The following is a 23706-nucleotide window of genomic DNA, read 5'->3' on the forward strand; positions in this document are numbered from 1 at the left end:
TGAAGGATTCGAACCTTCGACCAATTGGTTAAAAGCCAACTGCTCTACCAACTGAGCTAACGACCCATCTTGGTTTTGCAAGAACTGATATTCTTACTGGAACAAAAGCCAACTGTCTCTATTTCAAGACCAACTGAGCTAACGACCCATCTTGGTTTTGCAAGAACTTAAGGTTCTTACTGGAATGAAACAAACTGCCTATATTTCAAGTCTTGTTAAATTATCATCCCATTTTGTTGTTTGTTAATAACAACTCATATTACAGTAACTGTAGACTAAGTTATTATCACCTCAACACACCCCAGAAGGCTCTGCCGTTCTGAGGGCGCCTATAATACCTTTTTCAATTTCTCATGCAAGCCCAAATTTATAATTTCTTGTTGTTTGCATGAAAAACAGACTAAGAGGCTGTTTTTTGGCTTAATTAGCCTTTCAATGCTGATAATTGCTGTTGTGCAAGGCGTGCGGAGGCACTATCTGCGTACTCTTTTAATACTTTGTTATACAGTGCTCTTGCACCCGCAGAGTCATTTTCTTTTTCTGCAATCATGCCAAGCTTAACTAAACTATCGCCACGCTTATTTGAATCTGCAAATTTACTGACAACTGTACTAAAAGCTTGTTTCGCATCATTGTACTCACTTTTATTGTACAACAATTGGCCTAACCAATAGTTTGCATTAGCTGCATAATTAGATTCTGGGTATGTCGATATAAAACTACGAAAAGCAGGAATGGCTTCATCATACTTGCGTTCTTTAAGAACCAAGTTAACGGCGGCCTCATAGCTTCCTGTTTCACCTAACGTTGAACTGGCTGCGGCAACCGTAGTGGCATCAGCTTGAGCTGGCGCTGCTGGGGTTGATGACTTAGCAGTAAGATTAGCAATTTCCTCGTACAGCTGTCGTTGACGCTGTAACATCTGATTCATTTGATAATTTTGTTGCTCAGTAATGCCTCTTAAATCTAACACTTCATTTTGCAATGCATCCATACGACGTTGCATGTCGAATTCGCCTTGTTGCTTTGCTTTAATGATGCGTTCTAATCTTGAAATTCTGTCATCATTTGAACCACCAGATGCATCCGAAACCGGTGCTGGTGCAGCAAAAGCCGTGGCCGTTGTAAAGAACATCGCCGCAACTAATATGGCTAGTTTCATTTTTATCTCCTAAAAAAGGCCAACCGATAACGGTTGGCCTTACACTTCTTACGCTTTAGTAAACTAACACACCACGACGGTTTTTAGCAAAACCAGTATCGTTACGTGAATAATCTAATGGCTTTTCTTCGCCGTAGCTCACGATGCTCATTTGGCTAGGTTGCACACCCATACCTTGTAAATACTTAGCAACCGCTTTAGCACGACGTTCGCCTAGTGCGATGTTGTATTCTGGAGTACCACGTTCATCAGCATGACCTTCAATCAACACTCGAACATTTGGATGCTCAACTAAATAGTTACCATGAGCTTGAATGATCTCAGCATTTTCACTTTGAACTTCACTGCGATCAAAGTCGAAGTAAATGATATTTTGACGACGTAATTCTTGTTCTTTTAAACGCTGCTGTTCTGCAGAGCTCAGTACAGGAGCTACACCACCAGTTTCAATACCACCATTACCGTATTCACTACCAGTACCACTCATAGAACCGTTAGCGTCAGTTTCAGAGTCTGAAGTTGAGCTACAGGCACCCAGTGCCATAAGCGGAACTGCAACCAACATAGCTTTAAACAACTTATTCAGATCCATTTTAAATCCTTATCAATATCTATTTAGAGAAACGGAGACCATGCTGGTGACTTCACCTCGCCCTGGCCGACAGGCAATCTTGCTTTAAATCTGCCGTCCATAGAAACAGCAGCTAACACTTGTTTACCTTGATGGGTTGTACCGTAGATAACCATAGTGCCATTTGGAGCAACACTTGGTGATTCATCAAGTTGAGTTGATGAAAGCACCTGCATAAAGCGTGTTGCAAGATCCATTCTAGCAATATGGAATTTACCGTTAGTACGGTTTACAAAAATCATACTACGACCGTCTGGGCTAATTGAACCGCCTAGGTTCCATTCACCTTCAAAAGTCATACGCGAGACTTTATTTGTATCTAAACTTACGCGATATAACTGTGGTTTCCCACCACGTTCAGAGGTAAATAAAATTGATTTACCGTCTGGGAACCAAGAAGGTTCAGTATCGATTGCGTAATGCTCTGTAATACGTCGAGTTGCTTTAGTCGCAATATCGACGACATAAATTTCTGGTTGGCCATCTTTTGACAGTGTAACAGCTAATTTTTTCCCATCAGGAGAAAATGCTGGTGCACCATTAATACCGTCAAAACTACTCACTAATGTACGTGTTTGGCTGTAAATGTCTTGAACAAAGATTTCAGCTTTTCTATTTTCAAAACTCACATAAGCTAAACGACGACCATCAGGAGACCACGTTGGTGACATCAATGGCTCTGGTGAACGTAGTAACATTTGTTCATTGTAGCCATCGTAATCCGCAATCATTAGATGGTAAGGTGCTTTTTGACCTTGTTTAACCACAACATATGCGATACGGGTTAAAAATGCACCACGAATACCGGTGAGCTTTTCATACACAATATCACTGATACGGTGGCTGTACTGTCTAAATTGGTTTGCACTAATAACCGTTTCACGGCTTTCAAGTAATAACTCATTGTTATTCTGAGGCCCTTTACCCGCTTGAAGTTGTGCTTTGACTAAATCAATCAGCTCAAAACTCACTAAATATTGATCGGCGCCATATGGCTTAACCGTACCAACCACAAGCGCTTCCGCTTCTACATTAGCCCAATTTTGAGCAGTAAATCCATTTACAGACGAAATAGTTGATTGTGGCAATGCACGCACATCAAGTGTCTTAAATGTACCACTGCGAGACAAATCAGATGCTACCACATCAGAAATAGATGCAGGAGCTGGACCTTGACCTTGCCATACAAAAGGTACAACAGCAATCGGTCTTGCTGCATCAACCCCTTCTGTAATCACAATATCTAACGCTGCGCGAGCGGGTGTAGTTAACACTATTAATACCAGTGTTAGCCATTTAGCCAAATTATTCATGCGACTCCTTTTAACTCCATTCCATCATTAAATACGATTGATATTAATTAAATTCCGGTGAAACGGTTAAATTAATTTCTTTTAATTGCTGATAAACAGCCGGTTCAGGCGATACTGGTAACCGTCCCGCTTTATTTATCGACGCTTTGGCTGCTCGACACACTACCTGATCACCATCTAACGTTTGGCTTGTTGTGACAAAACCATCTGACGCTAGACGAATAAAGACCCTGCAGCTTTTCCCACGCATTGACTCATCAACAACTAAATTTCGTTGAATAGTGGCAATAATCATGGCTTTATACTTATCAACTTCTGACAACACTTGCTTGTTACGTGTTTTAGAAAGTGAGTCTTGTTCAGCAGCCATTGCCTCTGCCATTTCACGTTCTTGGCGCGCTTTAGTATCAGCTTCTGCTTTACGTTTACGCTCAGCATCTTCTTTACGTTTACGTTCGTCATCAGCGCGTTGACGTTCTTCTTGAGCTTTTTTCGCAGCGGCTTCTTCTTGCTTACGTTTTTCAGCGGCTTTCTTAGCTGCGTCCTCAGAAGCTTTTTGCTCTTGTTCTTTTTGCTTGCGTACTACTTCAGCTTTATCTGCTCGCTCTTTTTCTAGCACTTGCTTTGCTTGAGCGGCTTTAGCGGCGTCATTAGCCTTTTGAGTTTCCTGCTCTTTTTGTTTACGCTGGATCTCTAAAGTTTTAATTTTTTCTTGTTCACGTTCACGCTCACGGCGAGCTTCTGATGCTTTACGTTCTAGTTCTGCTTGACGGGCTTTTTCTTGCTGGGCCACATCTTGCTTTTGTTTCTTTAATTGCTCAACTCTGTCATTCACTTTCTGTTGATCAATTACAATTGCTTGTACAGCAGGTGCACTTGCTGCTGCCGTTTGCATTTGCTTGGGCTTATCATCAAAACTAATGCCTAAAGCAAGAATGACGATAAATCCAATATGAATACCAGCAGAAATAGAAACTGGTACGGTTAAATCTGAATTTCCAGCCACCTATTTCTCCTTTGGTGAATCGGTCATTAGCCCTACGGCAGGCACACCAGCACCTTGCAAGCTAATCATTAATTGAATAACGCTTTCATAAGGTATCGTGCGGTCCGCTTTTACAACCACTGGCCTTAACGGTTCAAGTTGGATTAATGCTCCAACTTCAGTTGATACTTGCTCTAAGTCCATAACTTCAGAGTTAGAACTACTGCCGATATTCAAAAAATATTGTCCCTCTGCATCAATCGATGCAACGATAGGAGGCTTACTATCAGGTGGCAACGACTCCGCATTACCTTGAGGCAATTCTACTTTGACTCCTTGCGATACAATAGGCGCTGTCACCATAAAAATAATCAACAACACCAACATCACGTCGATGTAAGGTACCACGTTGATTTCTGCAACTGGACGACGACGTTTACGCTGATACATTAAACAGCTTCCTTCTCGCTATACGCTTGACGTTGCAATATGTTGGAGAATTCTTCCATAAAGTTAGCATAACTCATTTCAATTTTATCAACTTGCGTTGTAAAACGGTTATAACCAATAACGGCAGGTATTGCAGCAAACAAGCCCATTGCAGTTGCAATCAATGCTTCTGCAATACCAGGTGCAACCATTGCCAATGTGGCATTTTCTACCGCGCCCAGTGCAATAAAGGAATTCATAATTCCCCATACCGTACCAAACAAGCCAATGTATGGACTGGTTGAACCAATCGTTGCCAATAACGGTAAATGGTTTTCAAGTTTCTCCATTTCGCGCGACAAACTCACTCGCATTGCTCGAGACGTTCCATCCATAACCGCTTCAGGAGCTTTACTGTTTACTTTGCTCAAACGAGTATATTCTTTGAAACCAGCCACAAACATCGATTCTAAACCAGAGATAGCACTACCACGCGCAATTAATTCTTTGTAAAGACGATTTAAATCAACACCAGACCAAAACGTTTCTTCAAAACGTAATGACTTAACTCTTGCAGAGCCTAATAATTTGTTGCGTTGAATGATCACTGCCCATGAGGCAATCGATAATGCCAACAAGGTCAGCATAACTAACTTTACCAACACACTGGCTTCTAAAAACAAACCAATAAATGAAATTTCAGCGTGCACTGTCAAACTCCTGAACAATATTTAGGGGAATAGCACGGGGACGCATACGTGATAAAGATATACACGCGACAACAACAGTCGCTTCACAATAGCAATCACCTTGATGATCAACTAGGCGCTGGTGAAATACCAACGACACTTTTTTTAATTCTATAACCTTGGATTCAACCACGAAATCCTGTTCAAATTTTGCAGCTTTACGAAAATCTAATTCTGCATGTTTGACGACAAAAGCAATATCTTCTGCCAACAGTTCAGCTTGGCGAACACCCATTGCTTTTAACCATTGCGTTCGGGCTCGTTCAAAAAATTTTAAGTAATTCGAATGGTACACAACACCGCCGGCATCGGTATCTTCGTAATAGATTGAAATAGGCCAAACAAACATAATCTGAACATCAATTTTTAGGTTGTAAAAGTTGGCTTACTATACCGAGTACCAACACGCTTGTGAATATTGTACCGAGGGAAAAGCAGACTTTATTTTGCTCAAAATGCGCTAAAACACACTAAAAACCTCAGGAACTGTAAGAGATGAAGCTTTATTAATGTGTTTACCCAAAAATTTAACAATTTATTAAACAAAACATGTCATATAAATAGAATTGTTCCTGGTAACAACAGCCTACTTTTACGGCCTAAAACTCACAAAAAGACAATAATCAGGTAAAAGTAAACTGCGAATCCCCCTTACCATCGCACACTTTGCAAAATGTAAACGTGAATAAATGTTAAGCCGGTAAAATTCAGCAACCTCTTTTTAGCAAATACATTATCAATTGTTAAGTTAATAGCATTATCTTACTCGTCTTGATGACCATATGCTGTGTGTTAAACATCAAGAAGAGATAACCGTAAAATCCCACCTTAAATATGGATAGAATAATCATATCCATAGTGGTGTAGAGTAATATTTAACATATTAAAAGGAGTAAGCTGACTTTACAGCATGACGGGATATATACTATTTGTTAAATATTATTGTTGCCTAATTAACTAATCCGAATAGTTATGCATAAAATATAAGTAATAACCTAATAAAGCGCTATATAAGACGATTAGAGTATAAATAACATATCACCACAGCCACAAAGCATTAGTTTTACTAATGCTAACGCTTAATTTTTCTAGTTTGTCAGATTAGTGTATACATTCTATTATTGCCTCGTTTTCAGGACACATCTGATTCAGATGTTGAAAACCAAGAACTCCAAACTGATGTAACCCAATACCTCAGTTATCCCTAGTTCTTATGCTTGACTTCCTTCCTTAAATTTGTTGATTGCAAATTATTTAGCCCACTTGGATTAAGTGGGTTTTTTTTACCTTTTTTTTAGCATCTTTATAAACCCAAATGAGAAGCGTTGCGAAAAAAATTGTAAATTCGAGCGCTACTGATAGGTTGAACCCTTTCAAATGATCACCACGCAAAATACCCTTACATGTTTTATTGATTAGGCTCTTAAAGGAACGATGGTTCATTTATAAAAGAGTATTGTCGATTTGGCTCAATTTAGTGTTACGAATGTTGAATAAATGCCGAGTAAAGCAGACTGATAAACACAGGGAGACTTTGGCTGTCGTATCAATACTATTTATTAGAAAAATAGCTGACTCAAGTTACTAGCAACATCGTGACTCAAGTAAATTGATATCTCAATCATATCCAGTAATAAGGACTACTGCCCATGGCTGAGCAGTGAGTGATACATGAATGGGTTTATATAGGCTTGGTTATTTTAATCACGACTCTGCGGTTCATCTTACGTTCTTCTGCAAGATCATTGCCTGTTACATGGCGTTTTTCACCATGACCCGATGTATGAATCCGATCCTTAGGAATACCACTAGCAATGAGAATATCTTTCACTGAGTCCGCACGTTTATCTGACACCTTTTGGTTAACCGAGCGTCCACCGTAACTGTCGGTGTAAGCATCAATCAGTACAAGCTCGACTTCAGGGTCATAAGACAAATAACGCTGTATTTTCTGTAATTGTTGGGTAGAAAAACGAGTCAGCTCTACCCCACCTTCTTGGTAATTTAACACTGTAAAAGCAATATCATCAAAACTGTAAGGCAGTAAATTAGCCAAGCAGGCGCGAAATTCACGGTATTTACCGCCAAAATTAGCTGACGACAATCCCACGGCAATTTTAGCGTTTTGATTATACCAATCCGCATAATAAAACGTGGGCTCCATTCCTTGACTCAACTCATTCAACATCGACCAAGCGGCTTTTTTGGGTACTTCACCATTAAATTGCTTATTGTAAGTCAGTTGAGTGATTTCTTTAGAATTGTGTCCAGGACGCCAACTAGGGGCTCGACTAATTAATGTCGCGTTGGTCACCGAATCAGGTTTTAACCACATATCTAACGTAAAATGTAAATTTAGCTCTTTACCGGCATTACTGGTAAACACAGCACGCCCATAGTCAGGAATATCATGTTCAAGACGGCATTCTATCGGATTGTTCTCACCGATACGCCATGCTGAGTTTTCCAGTGACGCAACGTAGTGCCTCAAATCGGCATTAGCCGTTGAGCAAAGACACAAACTTGTGAGGACCATCAGTTTTCGCCACATAAAACCACCCTTTATACCCGATTACATTTGTTCTATCGGCCATAAAGTCAGTTCCTTTAGTAAACAATCATGTTTAATCGATGATAAAAACCACAATCAAACATGACACTGCGCTTGAGTTTGCGCATAATACTCGGCTTATATCATTTGCACCGATGAATGATAGCTATTGAGGATAAAAACTGTAATGACTGATATTTGCGACGCTAATAAGTTTAAACACCGATTTCGTGGTTATTTCCCTGTTGTTATCGATGTCGAAACTGCTGGGTTTAATGCTAATACCGATGCGTTGCTTGAAATTGCCGTCAGCTTACTAAAAATGAATAGTGATGGGATCATTGTACTTGATAGAACCCTTCATTTTCATATTGAGCCTTTTGAAGGCGCGAACTTAGAGCCTGCAGCTTTAGCTTTTAATGGTATAGACCCCACTAATCCACTTCGTGGTGCAGTAGACGAAAAAGTCGCTTTTTTAGAGATTTTTAAAGAAGTAAAAAAAGCCCAAAAAGCAGCAGATTGTCATCGCAGTATCATTGTCGCGCACAATGCCGCTTTTGATTTAGGTTTTGTTAACAAGGCTATTGAACGAAATGGTTTAAAACGTTCTCCTTTTCATCCTTTTGCTAGCTTTGATACCGCGACACTTGCAGGCCTGGCTATTGGACACACAGTATTAGCTAAAGCCTGTAAAATGGCAGGGATCGATTTCGACAACAATGAAGCCCATTCAGCATTATATGATACCGAACGTACCGCCGAACTATTTTGCCTTATAGTCAATCGATGGAAAGCATTGGGTGGTTGGCCATTAGCGGCTGTGGAAGATGATACCGACTCAGCAAGCGAATAATGAATACTCAGCCCTTTGATCTCATGCCAGCCATCTACACTCAGCTAGTGCGATAACAAAGTATTAATTTTATCCAATAAAAAAGCTGCCGAAGCAGCTTTTTTATTATCTCTGACTTGCTAGATTATAGCTTGTCAGAATTATCTTTTAGATATGCAGCAACACCTTCAGTGCTTGCAGTCATACCTTTTTCGCCTTTTGACCAGCCCGCTGGACAAACTTCACCGTGCTCTTCATGGAACTGAAGTGCGTCAATCATACGGATCATTTCATCAACGTTACGGCCTAGTGGTAAATCGTTAACCACTTGGTGACGAACTTGGCCTTCTTTGTCTACTAAGAAAGAACCACGGAAAGCCACACCAGCTTCTGGATGCTCTACGTCGTATGCTTTACAAATTTCGTGCTTAACATCAGCAACTAGAGTGTACTTAACTTGGCCAATACCACCCTTGTCTACTGGAGTGTTACGCCATGCGTTATGAGTAAACTGTGAATCAATAGAAACACCAATCACTTCAACACCACGTTTAGTGAACTCTTCCATACGGTGATCAAAAGCAATTAGCTCTGATGGGCATACAAAAGTAAAATCGAGTGGGTAGAAGAAAATAACTGCAGGCTTACCTTTAATTGCGGTAGCAAGGTTAAATGTGTCAACAATTTCACCAGAACCAAGAACGGCTGCTGCGGTAAAATCTGGGGCTGGACGGCCTACTAATACGCTCATTATCTATCTCCATTTAATGGCTTAAACACTCAACAACGGTATATGCGTATCGCAAAATGATGATCCACCAAGCAATTACCCATACCGTTGGGACTTATATCAGTCGTATACCATACATCTAAATTAACGGACTTATAAGTCATTTCAGATGAAAGTTGGTTTACTTGCTGAAAAATAAAACATGATGACCCATTAAATAATAAGTTTCAAATATGACAAAATGATTTGATAACAAGATTTCACTCATCACTATCAACAACCATATGTTAAACAGCAAATAATTCTGAGCTAACTATCAGCAAAAAATACCTAAAAAAGCGATATGCGCTGGACAAATAGACACTAGACAGTCAAGAATAGCGGCCTCACTTACTTTTAAGAAAAATGATTATGAATGCGGTTGTTATCGCGGTTTGCTTAATGCTGTTTTTAAGCTTTATTCGAATTAACGTTGTGGTCTCACTAACCATCAGTGCTGTTGTCGCCGGTTTAGTCGGTGGATTAGATATTCATCAAACAATTGCAGCCTTTAATGATGGCCTAGGCGGCGGCGCTCAAATAGCCCTAAGCTACGCATTGCTTGGTGCATTTGCAGCAGCTTTGTCACATTCAGGCTTAACAACATTGATTTCTCATTCAATTATAAAGAAACTCGGTAAAGAACCTAATAGTAGTAATACTCAAGTTGTACGTTGGTTGTTATTGGTCACAATATTATTGATGGCGGTTTCATCACAAAATATTTTGCCTATTCACATCGCTTTCATACCCATTCTTATTCCACCATTACTACATGTCATTTCAAAGCTACATATCGACCGCCGTCTTATAGCCTGTATTCTCACATTTGGCTTGGTCACCACGTACATGATTTTACCCATCGGTTTTGGCGGTATTTTCCTCAATGATATCCTGTTGGCAAATTTAAATACAAATGGGCTAAATGCAATTCGTGAACAAATTCCTAACGCAATGCTATTACCTGCTATGGGCATGGTTGTAGGTTTACTCACCGCAATATTTATTAGTTACCGCAAACCTAGACAATATATGATTGAAGAACCAGTGGTAAGCGACAATATTGAAACCACGATAAGTCGAAAAAGCCTAGTGATATCACTCTCAGCAATAGTGGTCACTTTAATTGTTCAATTACAAACTGATTCGATGATATTTGGTGCATTAAGTGGATTTATTATCTTTCGTTTTTCTGGAATCATTAAACACGAAGTAAGCAAAGACCTGTTTAATCAAGGTGTGCACATGATGGCCAGCATCGGCTTTATTATGATTGCAGCAGCAGGCTTTGCTGCAGTAGTTAAATCTACCGGGGAAGTTGGCACACTAGTGACCTCTCTAGGTGACATCATTGGTGACAACAAAGCGTTAGCCGCATTACTGATGCTTATTGTTGGATTATTGATCACCATGGGAATTGGCTCTTCGTTCTCAACCATTCCCATTATTGCCACTATTTACGTGCCTTTAGCGCTCAGTTTTGGTTTTTCTGTCGCTGCAACAATTGCGCTAGTGGGTACCGCTGCAGCGCTTGGTGACGCGGGTTCGCCAGCATCAGATTCGACACTAGGTCCCACAGCGGGTCTTAATGCCGATGGGCAACATGATCATATTCGCGACAGCGTGATCCCAACGTTTATTCACTATAATATTCCACTGCTTGTTTTTGGTTGGATTGCTGCGATGGTGCTTTAACATTCAACAGATAGCTACGGCTTATCAAGATAAAAAATAAAAACGGGAGCCTCACTAAAGGCTCCCGTTTTTATGGTCTCGTACATGATATTAATCATATCGAGCCTGGGTATCTATAATCTCGGATAACGAACTATTTGGTACCGAATATCTTATCGCCCGCATCACCTAAACCTGGCAAGATATAACCTTGCTCGTTTAAGCAATCATCAATCGCAGCGGTATACAATTCAATATCAGGATGCGCGAGTTCAAGTGCTTTAATGCCTTCTGGCGCAGCAACCAAAACCAACGCTTTAATTGAAGTACAACCACGTTTTTTCAGCAGGTCGATAGTCGCAATCATTGAACCGCCAGTCGCTAACATTGGGTCAACCACTAAAGCAATACGCTCTTCAACATTACTGACTATTTTTTCAAAGTAAGGTATAGGTTGTAGTGTTTCTTCATCACGATAAATACCCACTACAGAAATACGCGCACTAGGAAGATGCTCAAGAACGCCATCCATCATACCTAAACCCGCACGAAGAATAGGCACTACGGTCACTTTCTTACCTTTAAGTTGCTCAATAGTAACAGGGCCATTCCAACCTTCAATTGTCACCGTTTCAGTTTCAAAATCAGCGGTAGCTTCGTAGGTTAATAAACTGCCAACTTCAGTGGCAAGTTCACGAAATCGTTTGGTGCTGATATCAGCTTCACGCATCAAACCGACTTTATGACGTACCAGTGGATGCTTTACTTCAACGACTTTCATTTCTTTCTCCTAGATTTCTGACTATTTCAGGCAAATTTGACAAATGTTAGTCGATTTATCCTCTCTATAAAACATAAAGTTTCAAAATTGCAGTAAATCGTGACCTAAACCAATAAAAAATAGGCAATTCATCGTTTTCTTTATAGGATAAAGTAAAAACATGGCTTCCGACTAGCAGCACAAACTGGTAGAATATTGCCGCATAAAATTCCATAAAACGATGTACCCTAGAGGATCCTCCGTGACCACTCCTACCCCCCTAAGTTACAAAGACGCCGGCGTTGATATCGATGCAGGTAATGCGTTAGTAAACAACATTAAATCTGCGGTAAAACGCACTCGCCGTCCAGAAGTTATGGGCAATTTAGGTGGTTTTGGCGCATTATGCGAATTACCAACTAAATACAAACATCCAGTGCTTGTTTCGGGCACTGATGGTGTTGGCACTAAATTAAGATTAGCCATTGATTACAAAAAGCATGACACCGTCGGTGTTGATTTAGTTGCTATGTGTGTTAATGACCTGATTGTTTCTGGCGCTGAACCGCTTTTCTTCCTCGATTACTACGCGACTGGTAAGCTTGACGTTGAAACGGCAACCTCAGTTGTTAGCGGCATTGCAGAAGGTTGTTTCCAATCTGGTTGCGCATTAATCGGTGGCGAAACGGCTGAAATGCCGGGCATGTACGAAGGCGAAGATTACGACCTTGCCGGATTTTGTGTTGGTGTTGTTGAAAAAGCAGACATCATTGATGGTACCAAAGTCAAAGCCGGTGACTCACTCATAGCACTTGGTTCGAGTGGTCCTCATTCAAATGGTTACTCATTAATCCGTAAGGTATTAGAAGTCAGCAAAGCAGACCCTCAGCAAGATCTTGCTGGTAAGCCATTGATTGACCATTTATTAGAACCAACAAGAATATATGTTAAGCCTTTGTTGAAACTGATTGAACAATCAGACATTCACGCTATGGCGCACATTACCGGTGGTGGATTCTGGGAAAATATCCCACGAGTGCTTCCTGATGATTGTAAAGCTGTAATCAAGGGTGACTCTTGGCAATGGCCAGTGGTGTTCGATTGGATAATGACAAACGGTAACATAGCACAACACGAAATGTTCCTAACATTTAACTGTGGTGTGGGTATGGTTATTGCGCTGCCAACAGACAAAGTCGATGCTGCATTGGCATTATTAACAGCAGAAGGCGAAAATGCTTGGTTGATAGGTGAAATTGCTACGCGTCAAGGTGACGAAGAGCAAGTGGAGATCATCTAATGAGCCAAAGCTGTCGTGTTGTGGTACTGATTTCCGGTAATGGCAGTAATCTTCAAGCTATCATTGATGGCTGTGACGATAACCTAAAAGCTGACATTGTTGGTGTGATTAGTAACAAGCCGGATGCTTATGGGTTAATTCGCGCTCATCAAAGCGAGATTGATACCAGTTGCGTTATTCCTTATACCAATGAAGTACGCAGTGATTATGATGCGCGTTTATTGAAATCAATTGAAAAATACCAACCGGATCTGATTATTCTTGCAGGTTTTATGCGTATTTTGACAGATGATTTTGTAAGTCACTTCCTTGGAAAGATGATTAATATTCATCCATCATTATTACCTAAGTATACCGGGCTTCACACGCATCAACGGGCTATTGATGCCGGCGATAAAAAGCATGGCGCTAGTGTGCATTTTGTTATTCCAGAGCTCGATGCCGGACCGGTAATATTACAAGCTAAAGTCCCTATTTACCCTGAAGATAATGCTGAAGTATTAGCTGAGCGTGTTCATGAACAAGAACATGCCATTTATCCTCTTGTAGTAAAATGGTTCAGCTTAGGTCGTTTAGCGATGGCTGATGGTAAAGCTTACTTAGATGGCGAGTTAATTGGTCCATCTGGTTACGCACCAGATTAATATCGATTACTAAGTTACTATGTTACTATGTTAAAAACAAAAAACCTCGCTAATTCGCGAGGTTTTTTTATGCAATAAACATTGTCGATATACAGTGCTAACGTACCGGTAATGTCATGTCTGCAAACATTTCATCAATCAGTTGTTGATCACGAAGCGCGACCGCTTTTTCTACCACATCTCGGGTTAAATGCGGTGCAAAATGTCGCATAAAGTCATACATGTAACTGCGTAAAAAGCTACCACGTCTAAAACCAATTTTGGTTGTACTATGAGCAAACAAATGACTCGCATCAATCGCGACTAGATCTTTATCTACTGCTGGATCGATAGCCATAGAAGCAATAACCCCTACCCCTAACCCTAAACGTACGTATGTTTTAAGTACATCAGCACTGGTTGCACTAAACACCACCCGAGGATCAAGATCCGCACGCTTAAAAGACTTTTCAATTTCAGAGGCTTTATCAAAACCAAACACATAAGTCACCAGCGGAAATTTGGCTAAATCTTCAATACTAATTTTTGTCGATTGAGTCGCGAATGGATGGTCACGAGTCACAACAATTGAGCGATTCCAATGATAACAAGGCAGCATAATTAAATCGGTATACAAGTGCATTGCTTCAGTAGCAATGGCAAAATCAGCATCACCTCTAGCCGCTTGTTCACTAATTTGTGACGGCGTACCTTGATGCATATGCAAATTAACTTTCGGATATCGTTTAATAAACTCTTTAATAATTTGTGGCAGAGCATATCGAGCCTGAGTATCGGTGGTGGTAATATTTAAATCACCCTGATTAGGCTGAGTATATTCTTCAGATACCTTTTTAATGCTATCGACCTTGCCAAGTATATCATTTGCAATATCAATAACTTGCTGACCTGCTGGAGTCACGTGAGTCAAGTGCTTACCACTTCGACCAAATATTTGAATACCTAATTCATCTTCTAGCATTCTAACTTGCTTACTAATGCCGGGTTGTGAGGTATAGAGGTTCTCAGCCGTTGATGACACATTTAGGTTGTGTTTAACAACCTCTGCAATATATCTAAGTTGTTGCAGCTTCATGGTTTTATCCTTTATTTAACCAGCACTCATCAGCAAAATATGCAAATAAGAACAAATCGATCGATGTTTCACATGGCAAGAACAGTTGTTCAACTATAATAAAACGTTATATGACAATTGAAATGTAATATAAATAGGAATAACGAGCAAGTAAAAATCACCTGCAATTTAATTGACTTAGCTTTTGATAAACATCCTTACTCAAATGTTTAATGATTTATCAACAAAACGACTTATTATTCAACGACAGCCGCGATAACATACGCTAAGATATAGAATCATTTTGATGCAGTTTTATTGCAATAATTTATTCCAGCATCAAAATAACTTTTAGCCATTGTCGTTTGGCTATATTTACCATGAGATATGAAAGATAAAATGGAACCTTTATGTCCTTAATTTTGGTATTAATTCTTATTGGTGCACTCTTATTGCTGATTATCGGCTTTAGTATTGTCCAACAACAAAAAGAGCGTGCTGAAGCTGAACGTCGAGTAGAAGTATCTCGCCAACGCGCCATTATAGATGAAACCGATGCAGTATTATCCAACACAGGTATGACCCCGTCTTCTAGCCACATTATGTTAGTACTCTATCGCCGCATTCAAGATGCTTTAGAACAATCTGTTATCCATGCATCAGGCCAATTAAAATCGGATTATGAGCGTCGCCTAGCTGACATTAAAATGCAAATAGCCACAGTATCGAATTCACCAAGCCAAGTCCCTGCAATTGAGAATTTTCGTTTACCTGATAATGATAGACAAGTTTTAGAATTAGTAAAAACACTGAAGAAACTTAAAGCTATTTTACGTGCAGAACATAATAAGGGAAAAGTTGATCCGTCTATTTTTGCTGAAGAAGAAATGCGTATCGACAATCTGCAATTAAGGATTAATGTTGATTCTATGATTAGCCGCGCTCGTGCAGCATGCTTTATGAAGCAGTACGGTTCCAGTAAACAAATGGTCACAAAAGCATTAAACACGTTGCACACTATTAAAGCGCAAACGCCAAATGATCCTTTTATTGCTCGTAAAGTCGATGAAGCTAAGCAGTTACTCGATGAAATAATGGGCGCTCAAAAACACAGTGAACCGAGTGCTCCAAAACCGAAAAAAGAAGGCGATGATCTTGATATGCTGTTTCAACCGAAAAAGAAATGGTAATTATCTTTATCTTCGCTAACTAAAAAACCAAGTCTCCTTAGGAGCCTTGGTTTTTTTATACGCTAAATCTATTTAATATAAAAACTGCGTTATTTTTTAACCACACATAAAAAATGCAGTAATACAGTGAGTTAGTAAAATAACTTACGTTCGTCAACACAGTTGTCCACAGAATCTGTGGATAACTGTGTGAGACATTCCTTATCACTATGTTTATTAGCAATAATAAATCGGTACGAACAAACACTCTCTATCGTTGTTTCTATACAAGTCTTGTGCGTTGATACAATTAACTTATGACATGTCATTTTGATTACGTCAAGCCATTAACTACAAAAGTATCCTCATTTGTAGTTAATCGAACAAATAATAGCTTATCAGTAAACTGAAATGAACCATTGATACTTTCAATATATTACAAAATATGAGCATATAAGGCTTTACGCTACAATTATTGATAATGATATTATTTAAATCGAGCCTATCCTTGTAAGCTATAGCATAAATCGAGATACTAGATAAAAATTATAATATCAGCAGTAAAAAAGCCTTATGTTAAAAATGACTTCCATTAAAATATTCTCTGTATTTCTACTGTTCATTCTCACTGCTTGCGGACAATCAGATGAATTTGGTCAACCTCAACTCACACCAGAACAAGTTTCTTTGGGTTTCTTCGAAGCTATTTATGTCGATCGTGATGTAGAGAAAGCTAAAAAGTTTGTCGCACCTGATATACAGGATGTTATGGATCATTATCATATAGCATCAGCGGTGCAACGACACGTATTAGGCTTATCCATGAAGCAAGTGACGATGTCTATTGATGAAATTGATATCGATTTTTTCCGAAAATTTACCGATGACGTGACTGTAATCGTTAAAATGCAAGGATTAAAAGGTGGAAGACAATGGATTGATGATCGAACCATTCGTCTGCATAAACAAGGCAATACCTGGATTATTGTTGAGATACTACCCGAAAAAGGTCGTATTGAAGGTTAGTATTGAGTCAAAACAGATTACCAAAATTAGCTAATTTTAGTGTTTAATCATGATGGGAGATCAAAAACAATTATCGTTCATTTCAGATACTCACCACTATGCGATATGTTTAAGCATTATAAATAATTGATAAAATAAACAATGAGCAATAACCAATAAAAATAGCAGCCTAGGCTGCTATTTTTATTTTTTGTCGGAGTATTTAATGCATCAACTGAGTTGCCAAAGCATTAATAAGCTCGTTCAATCGTCTTATTCTTCGTTAGAAGGTAAAGACTCTAACACGTCATCTTTCACTTGATAGTAAGCGTTTTCGTATTCATGAACTTCCATAATAACTCCAATCTTTTAGGTCGTTTTGTAGGTGTAGGCCTGTCTTTTTATAAACAACAACACGATATTGAATCCTTAATACTGACGACATCGTGTTAATGCTGGGGGGATGACATTTGCCTTACAGAGAGAAGAGTACCAATCACTTTCTTCTTGGCGCTAAGTATATCAATAGTCAGATCACTTTCAAACCACAATTACGAAAAACTTTCAGTTCTGTTTTGCGGATAGTCTAAATGTGTCTTTAAATTGAGATTTTACACTAAAAACAGAAAGTCTTTCAGAAATTACAACATACTCGACGTGACAACGTACTAGCGCATTGCGATACAAGTCGACGGTTCCATTGCTGCTGTTAAGGCTAAATACCTATTACTATGCCCCTATAACGGCAACTCAAACTCTATAGTTCTGATTATTTATTGAAAGAATAATGCCCTTAAAAGATGAGGCCACAACATAATGAAATACTGGAGTGCCTCACTCAAAAATAATGCCCTGCACTCAGCCTGCACTATCAAAGCATTTAACGAATATGGCTAAGCTTTTGGTTTTGAATTAATAGTTAAGAAATGACAGATCTTACAGACATCACTAGAAAATGAATCAATTTGGGATAATAAAAAACCGACATCACCTAAGTGATATCGGTTTTATTCGCATCGTCATGCGATGGAGCAACGCATCAAGGTTACACTTGGCTGATGGAATTCAATACTCGCTTTTCTGAAATAGGATAAGCGGTACCTAATACCTGAGCAAAACAAGATACCCGGTACTCTTCTATCATCCAGCGAGCTTCAATGAGTGCCTCTGGGACCGGTTGTGAACGTGGCACTTTGGCTAATTGAGCCGTTAACGCCTCTTGTACTTTTGCAATACTGTGCATGTGTAATCGATCACGTGTTGGGTCAACAGGTAGCTTATCGAGTCTATTTTCAATGGCTTTTAAATAACGAACAACATCCGTTAATCGTTGCCAGCCACAGTCTTCGACAAATCCTTTATACACAAGGCTATCAAGCTGAGTTTGAATATCACTCATTGCAAATGCAATATCTAAGCTAATTTTGCCCTTTAGACGTTTTTTAATACGTTGATAAATTGTCAAAATTTGCTCTACATTGAGCGCAATGCTCTCTGCTGTTGGGTTAAGCTCTTGGCGAACCCACTCTTTTGCTTGCTCGAACTGCTGCTCATTGCGAATGTCTAGTTGCTTTTGATCTAACAACTGCTGTACCGCTGCATTAATAATATCTTCGATTAATATCTGCACTTGTCCAAATGGATTAAAGTACATTGCTAGCTTTGCTTTATTAGGCAAAGCTTGTTGCAAATGTTTCACTGGCGAAGGAATGTTTATCAACAGTAATCGGCGTAAGCCTACTCGATGATGACGCTTTGCTTCATGTTCATCATCAAATAACTTAATCGCCACATCGGTTTTATTATCAATCAATGCCGGATATGCTTTAACTTCGTAATTACCTTTGCGCTGCTGATATTGAGCGGGTAAATCACCAAATGACCATGTGGTTATTGCCTCTTGCTCAATGCCTTTGTCAGCTACTTTACGTATTGCTTTAGCCACAACACCTTGCAGTTGGCCTTTTAATAGCTCTAAATCACGACCTTGGGCAACTAAACGACCATGGTCATCCTCAATCTTAAAGTTCATCTTAAGATGTTCTGTCAGTTGAGTTACATCAAAGTCGTCAGCAGAAATGCGTACACCGCTCATGCGCAGTAACTGTTTACACATGGTATCAAGCATCGATAACTCAAACGGCTTCATCGCTTGGTAACATGCCCGAGCATAATCTGGAGCAGGCACAAAATTACGACGCAAATTTTTAGGCAAAGATTTAATCAGTGCAATCAACTTTTCTTGTCGTAACCCAGGCACTAGCCAATCAAAGTCACTGTCATCAATTTGATTAATCAGTGCAACAGGAATATGCACTGACACGCCGTCATCAATACTACCCGGTTCAAAATGATAACTGACAGTCAAGCCGAGATTACCTTTATGCCATATTTCTGGAAAATCGAGCGCAGATATATGGTCGGCACTACGCTGCATTAATAAGGCTTGGCTGTAATCGAGCAAGTCTGGCGTTTGTTGACGCGCTTTTTTCCACCAGGCAAAAAATAGTGGCCCATTATAAATGCCAACGGGTATTAGTGGTTCGTAAAAATCCACCAACACTTGCTCATCGACCAAAATATCTCGCCGGCGAGATTTATGTTCTAGCGACTCTATGTCATTAAGCAATTTTTGATTATTAACAAAAAACGTTTCTTTCGTCTGTAACTGCCCTTCGGCTAAAGCACTACGCACAAAAATCTCTCGAGCTTCTATAGGGTCAATCGGCCCATATTGTACTCGACGGCGATTGACTATGGTCAAGCCATAAAGAACTTGGTTCTCAAGTGCTATAACGCTTGCCGCTTTGGCTTCAAAATGCGGTTCTAGATAATTCTTTTTCACTAAATGTGAGGCGAGTGATTCTAACCATTCAGGGTCTATTTTGGCACAACAACGCGCAAATAAACGTGAGGTTTCAGTCAGCTCAGCAGCCATTATCCACTTAGGACCTTTTTTCGCTAAAGGCGATCCTGGAAACACAAAGAATTTACGGTTACGCGCCCCTAGATACTCGTTGTTCTCGCCTTTAAAACCAACATGGCTTAACAAACCTGATAATAATGCTCGATGTAACTGTTCATAACTGGCTGCACTGTCATTGATACGCCATTTCAATTCATGAACAGCTTGTTTCACTTGAGTGTATAAATCTTGCCATTCACGTACGCGTAAATAGGCGAGATATTCGTCACGACATTGTTTTCTAAACTGACTGGCTGATAGCTCATGCTTTTGATCTTTTACGTGATCCCATAACTTCACCCAACTGGCAAAGTCTGAATCTTTATCAGCATAACGGCGATGACACTCGTCTGCTGCTTGTTTCTTTTCTGCGGGACGTTCACGCGGATCTTGAATCGACAAACCTGCAGTAATCACTAATGCTTCGTGTAAACAACCCAATTTGTTCGCTTCAATGACCATTCGGGCTAAACGCGGATCGAGTGGGATTTTAGCTAAATCTTTGCCTAATGGCGTTAACACTAGGTCATTACCAGACTTTTTAACCGCTTGTAATTCTTCAAGCAATAAAAAACCGTCTCGAATGTGTTTTTGATCCGGTGGTTGAATAAATGGAAATCCGCCAATGTCACCTAATCCAATCGCCAACATGTGCAAAATCACTGAAGCAAGATTGGTTCGTAATATTTCAGGATCAGTAAATTCAGGGCGCTGAATAAAATCCATTTCATCGTAAAGTCGAATACAAATACCTGGGCCTACACGACCACAACGTCCTTGACGTTGATTGGCGCTGGCTTGCGATATGGGTTCTATCGGTAAACGTTGTACTTTCGTACGGTAACTATAACGGCTTATGCGTGCGGTACCAGGGTCGATAACATAACGGATCCCAGGCACGGTTAATGACGTTTCGGCAACGTTGGTGGCTAATACGATACGGCGGCCAATGTGGCTTTTAAAGACTTTAGATTGTTCACCGTAAGAAAGGCGCGCATATAGTGGTAAAACTTCAGTATCGCGATATTGCTGTTTATTGAGTAAATCAGCGGTATCGCGAATTTCACGCTCACCATTCATAAATATCAATATGTCGCCAGGACCCGCGGCCATTAACTCGTCTACGGCGGCAAAAATGCCATCGCTGACATCTAAATCAGCATCAGTGTCGCGCACTAAAGGACGATAACGCGTTTCAACTTCAAAAGTACGCCCAGACACTTCAATAACAGGTGCATTATTAAAGTGTTTTGAAAAACGATCTACATCTATGGTAGCCGAAGTAATAATGACTTTTAAGTCAGGACGTTTTTTTAGTACCTGCTTCAGATATCCCAATATAAAATCAATGTTTAAGCTGCGTTCATGCGCTTCATCAATAATAATCGCATCGTACTGGTTTAAAAATCGGTCCGAGGTGAGTTCGGCGAGCAAAATGCCATCGGTCATCAGTTTAATATAACTGTTGTCACTCATGGCATCAGCAAAACGAACTTTAAAGCCAACAACTTCACCTAATGGGCTGTTAAGTTCATCAGCAATACGATTCGCGACACTTCGTGCAGCAAGACGACGAGGTTGGGTATGGCCAATTAAGCCTCGAGTTCCTAACCCCAATTCAAGACAGATTTTAGGTAACTGGGTTGTTTTACCAGATCCTGTCTCCCCCGCCACAATCACCACTTGATTATTGGCAATAGCAGAAGCAATATCGTCACGTTTTTGCGACACAGGAAGTTCATCTGGATAACTAATAATAGGTCTAGACTGCAAGCGCTGCTGCGCTTTTTGATAGGCTTGCTGCGCAGCTTCCGTTAACTGCGCTAACGTTTGGGATTTTTTTTCAGACTCGGCTTCTTTATTGACACGATACAAACGACGACGAATTTTAGCAGCATCGGTTTGATAACAAAGATTGAGATACGCCTTAGATAGCGGGTGAAGGTCCGAATTCAAATCTGATTCCCTTGCTTACATCAAAAAAAGCGATCCTAGCAAGGAAAACAGCAGAATGGTATTGATTTTAACGATTGTTAAGCTGGAGATAAGTAACACTGTTGCATATAAATATTCATCGCCTTAAGCACATTGGTCCGATTAATGGTTCCAATGACTTTTCCGGCACTCAATACAGGATAAATTTTTGGTTTAGAGCCTAACATTTGTTCAGCTAATTCCAATATACTTTCATCGGGAGTAACTGATAATACAGGGCTTTTCATACAATCTGCCACTGTGCTGGTCATATCACAGTGGTAGCTACTTTTTAACATCACTGACAAGCAATCTTGTTGGGATAAGAACCCCACTAACTTTCCAACACTATCCACAACTGGCGCGCCGCTCTTATTACTTTCGAGTAGTTTCTCAACCGCTATTGCCAGTGACATATCTGCGGTTAACAGTATCGGACGTCTATCCATGTGATCTTTAATTTTGATTGAATCCATATTGCCCCCTAAATGCACGCTAATTGACTACGTGCTTAATAAATCTCGTCAATCAATTCAAAATGAATCAACATTCAAGTACTGACTTAATTTAAGTTTAGTCAATAATGGCTCAGTGGATAGAAAATAAAACCGATTGTTTTAATCGGTCTTTATCATCACAGCTAGGACTTACTTGTCACGCCAGATCATGACTGTGGCAGCTTGGCCTTGGCTTCGAGTTGCACGATACATACCTTCGGTATTAAATGGCGTTGCGATATTGCCACGCTGATCAATTGCTATCACGCCTCCAGTTCCACCAGCTGATATTAAACGTTGATTAATGACTTCATCAGCCGCTTGAATAATCGATACTTGTTGGTATTTAACTCTAGCGCATATGTCACCCGCCACTTGATAACGGATAAAATACTCACCGTGCCCTGTTGCAGATACCGCACAGACACCATTTTCAGCATACGTTCCGGCGCCAATGACCGGAGAATCACCAATACGGCCAAAACGTTTTGCTGTCATGCCGCCAGTTGATGTCCCTGCAGCAAGGTTACCTTGCTTATCAAGTGCAACAGCACCCACGGTGCCGTATTTATAATTGGCTTTTAACTGTTCTACTGACGCCTGATAATCTCCGCCATTATTTTGCTCGGCTTCAATGATACTCGCCTTAGCATCAAGCAACTGTGCATAACGATGTGGGGTATCAAAATGACTGTTAGGCACTAAACTAAATTGTTGTGTTAGCGCAAATTCTTCCGCCCCTTGTCCATAAAGCATCACATGGGGTGATTTTTCCATCACCTTTCTTGCTAAATCAATCGGGTTTTTAATATGTTTAACCCCAGCAACGGCACCTGCATTCATAGTGTTACCGTCCATGACGGAGGCATCAAGTTCATGGCCACCATCAAAAGTATAAACAGCGCCAACCCCAGCATTAAATAATGGGCTATTTTCTAACACATTTATCGCAGCTTGAACCGCATCGAGGCTGTCACCACCCTTATCTAACACTTTATATCCGGCATCAACTGCCTGTTTAAGTTTGTCGCGAATGGCTTTCTCTTGCTCAGGGCTTAGACTGGCTGCTGAAATAGTGCCGGCGCCACCATGGATTGCTATAGCAAAAGGTGTATCGTCTTTAGCAAAACTGCTATTGGACGTTAAGCTTAAACATAGCGCAATCGTTAAATATAATTTATTCATGTTAGAAAAATCCTTGAAGGTGGTTTATCTTTGTAACCATTTCTGTTTGTAATTTCAA

The 23706-nt window shown here is 40.0% G+C and carries 20 protein-coding genes and 1 tRNA gene; 6 read left to right on the forward strand and 15 right to left on the reverse strand.

The features are described from left to right. From AAEY99_RS14545 to AAEY99_RS14585, 9 genes are all read right to left on the reverse strand, one after another. Positions 1-58 (reverse strand) — tRNA-Lys (locus AAEY99_RS14545). Between the two features lie 366 nt (positions 59-424). Beyond that, complete coding sequence (ybgF, locus tag AAEY99_RS14550) at positions 425-1162, reverse strand: tol-pal system protein YbgF (RefSeq protein WP_059745509.1); 738 nt, start codon at positions 1160-1162, stop codon at positions 425-427. 55 nt (positions 1163-1217) lie between these two features. After that, a complete protein-coding gene (pal, locus tag AAEY99_RS14555) occupies positions 1218-1754 on the reverse strand; it encodes a peptidoglycan-associated lipoprotein Pal (protein ID WP_101086786.1) in 537 nt (178 codons plus the stop codon). Positions 1755-1777: 23 nt separating this feature from the next. After that, a complete protein-coding gene (gene tolB, locus AAEY99_RS14560) occupies positions 1778-3106 on the reverse strand; it encodes a Tol-Pal system beta propeller repeat protein TolB (protein WP_011636935.1) in 1329 nt (442 codons plus the stop codon). A gap of 43 nt (positions 3107-3149) precedes the next feature. Continuing rightward, complete coding sequence (gene tolA, locus AAEY99_RS14565) at positions 3150-4112, reverse strand: cell envelope integrity protein TolA (RefSeq protein WP_101086785.1); 963 nt, start codon at positions 4110-4112, stop codon at positions 3150-3152. Next, positions 4113-4541, reverse strand: a complete 429-nt coding sequence (tolR, locus tag AAEY99_RS14570) for a protein TolR (protein ID WP_101086784.1) — start codon at positions 4539-4541, stop codon at positions 4113-4115. After that, positions 4541-5230 (reverse strand): protein TolQ, encoded by a 690-nt coding sequence (gene tolQ / locus AAEY99_RS14575; protein ID WP_101086783.1) that lies wholly within the window; start codon positions 5228-5230, stop codon positions 4541-4543. The genes tolR and tolQ overlap by 1 nt, the downstream gene beginning before the upstream one ends. Next, a complete protein-coding gene (gene ybgC / locus AAEY99_RS14580; RefSeq protein ID WP_101086782.1) occupies positions 5220-5621 on the reverse strand; it encodes a tol-pal system-associated acyl-CoA thioesterase in 402 nt (133 codons plus the stop codon). The genes tolQ and ybgC overlap by 11 nt, the downstream gene beginning before the upstream one ends. A 1329-nt stretch (positions 5622-6950) precedes the next feature. Continuing rightward, the gene (locus AAEY99_RS14585; RefSeq protein ID WP_350979414.1) at positions 6951-7820 is read right to left on the reverse strand and encodes a flagellar protein MotY; all 870 of its coding nucleotides are present in this window, start codon (positions 7818-7820) and stop codon (positions 6951-6953) included. A gap of 187 nt (positions 7821-8007) precedes the next feature. Here AAEY99_RS14585 and rnt point away from each other — a divergent pair, with 187 nt between their 5' ends. Then, entirely contained in the window at positions 8008-8673 is a 666-nt protein-coding gene (rnt, locus tag AAEY99_RS14590) for a ribonuclease T (RefSeq protein WP_162023402.1), read from the forward strand. A 124-nt stretch (positions 8674-8797) separates the two neighbouring features. Here rnt and AAEY99_RS14595 read toward each other — a convergent pair whose 3' ends face one another. Next, the gene (locus AAEY99_RS14595) at positions 8798-9403 is read right to left on the reverse strand and encodes a peroxiredoxin (protein ID WP_011636928.1); all 606 of its coding nucleotides are present in this window, start codon (positions 9401-9403) and stop codon (positions 8798-8800) included. Positions 9404-9793: 390 nt separating this feature from the next. On the opposite strand from AAEY99_RS14595, the gene AAEY99_RS14600 reads away from it, so the two are divergent. Further along, a complete protein-coding gene (locus AAEY99_RS14600; protein WP_101086778.1) occupies positions 9794-11116 on the forward strand; it encodes a Na+/H+ antiporter family protein in 1323 nt (440 codons plus the stop codon). Between the two features lie 133 nt (positions 11117-11249). Here AAEY99_RS14600 and upp read toward each other — a convergent pair whose 3' ends face one another. Further along, positions 11250-11876: a uracil phosphoribosyltransferase gene (upp, locus tag AAEY99_RS14605; RefSeq protein ID WP_101086777.1), complete on the reverse strand. Its 627-nt coding sequence runs from the start codon at positions 11874-11876 to the stop codon at positions 11250-11252. A gap of 241 nt (positions 11877-12117) precedes the next feature. Here upp and purM point away from each other — a divergent pair, with 241 nt between their 5' ends. Further along, a complete protein-coding gene (gene purM, locus AAEY99_RS14610; RefSeq protein WP_101086776.1) occupies positions 12118-13155 on the forward strand; it encodes a phosphoribosylformylglycinamidine cyclo-ligase in 1038 nt (345 codons plus the stop codon). Continuing rightward, positions 13155-13799, forward strand: a complete 645-nt coding sequence (gene purN / locus AAEY99_RS14615; RefSeq protein ID WP_101086775.1) for a phosphoribosylglycinamide formyltransferase — start codon at positions 13155-13157, stop codon at positions 13797-13799. The genes purM and purN overlap by 1 nt, the downstream gene beginning before the upstream one ends. Positions 13800-13896: 97 nt before the next feature. Here the strand turns inward: purN and cysB are convergent, their stop codons facing one another. Then, positions 13897-14874, reverse strand: a complete 978-nt coding sequence (gene cysB, locus AAEY99_RS14620; RefSeq protein WP_162023403.1) for an HTH-type transcriptional regulator CysB — start codon at positions 14872-14874, stop codon at positions 13897-13899. A gap of 389 nt (positions 14875-15263) precedes the next feature. Here cysB and AAEY99_RS14625 point away from each other — a divergent pair, with 389 nt between their 5' ends. Beyond that, positions 15264-16043, forward strand: coding sequence for a hypothetical protein (locus tag AAEY99_RS14625; RefSeq protein WP_101086773.1), 780 nt, complete (start codon positions 15264-15266; stop codon positions 16041-16043). Positions 16044-16595: 552 nt separating this feature from the next. Next, the gene (locus AAEY99_RS14630) at positions 16596-17048 is read left to right on the forward strand and encodes a nuclear transport factor 2 family protein (protein ID WP_101086772.1); all 453 of its coding nucleotides are present in this window, start codon (positions 16596-16598) and stop codon (positions 17046-17048) included. Between the two features lie 1024 nt (positions 17049-18072). Here AAEY99_RS14630 and hrpA read toward each other — a convergent pair. The 3 genes from hrpA to AAEY99_RS14645 form a co-directional block, all read right to left on the reverse strand. After that, positions 18073-21948, reverse strand: a complete 3876-nt coding sequence (gene hrpA / locus AAEY99_RS14635) for an ATP-dependent RNA helicase HrpA (protein ID WP_351010970.1) — start codon at positions 21946-21948, stop codon at positions 18073-18075. A gap of 77 nt (positions 21949-22025) precedes the next feature. Further along, positions 22026-22442, reverse strand: coding sequence for a CBS domain-containing protein (locus AAEY99_RS14640; protein ID WP_182744032.1), 417 nt, complete (start codon positions 22440-22442; stop codon positions 22026-22028). A 171-nt stretch (positions 22443-22613) separates the two neighbouring features. After that, positions 22614-23648 (reverse strand): isoaspartyl peptidase/L-asparaginase family protein, encoded by a 1035-nt coding sequence (locus AAEY99_RS14645; RefSeq protein WP_351010972.1) that lies wholly within the window; start codon positions 23646-23648, stop codon positions 22614-22616. Positions 23649-23706: the final 58 nt, after the last annotated feature.

The organism is Shewanella sp. S1-58-MNA-CIBAN-0166, assembly GCF_040310085.1.
Lineage (GTDB): Bacteria > Pseudomonadota > Gammaproteobacteria > Enterobacterales > Shewanellaceae > Shewanella.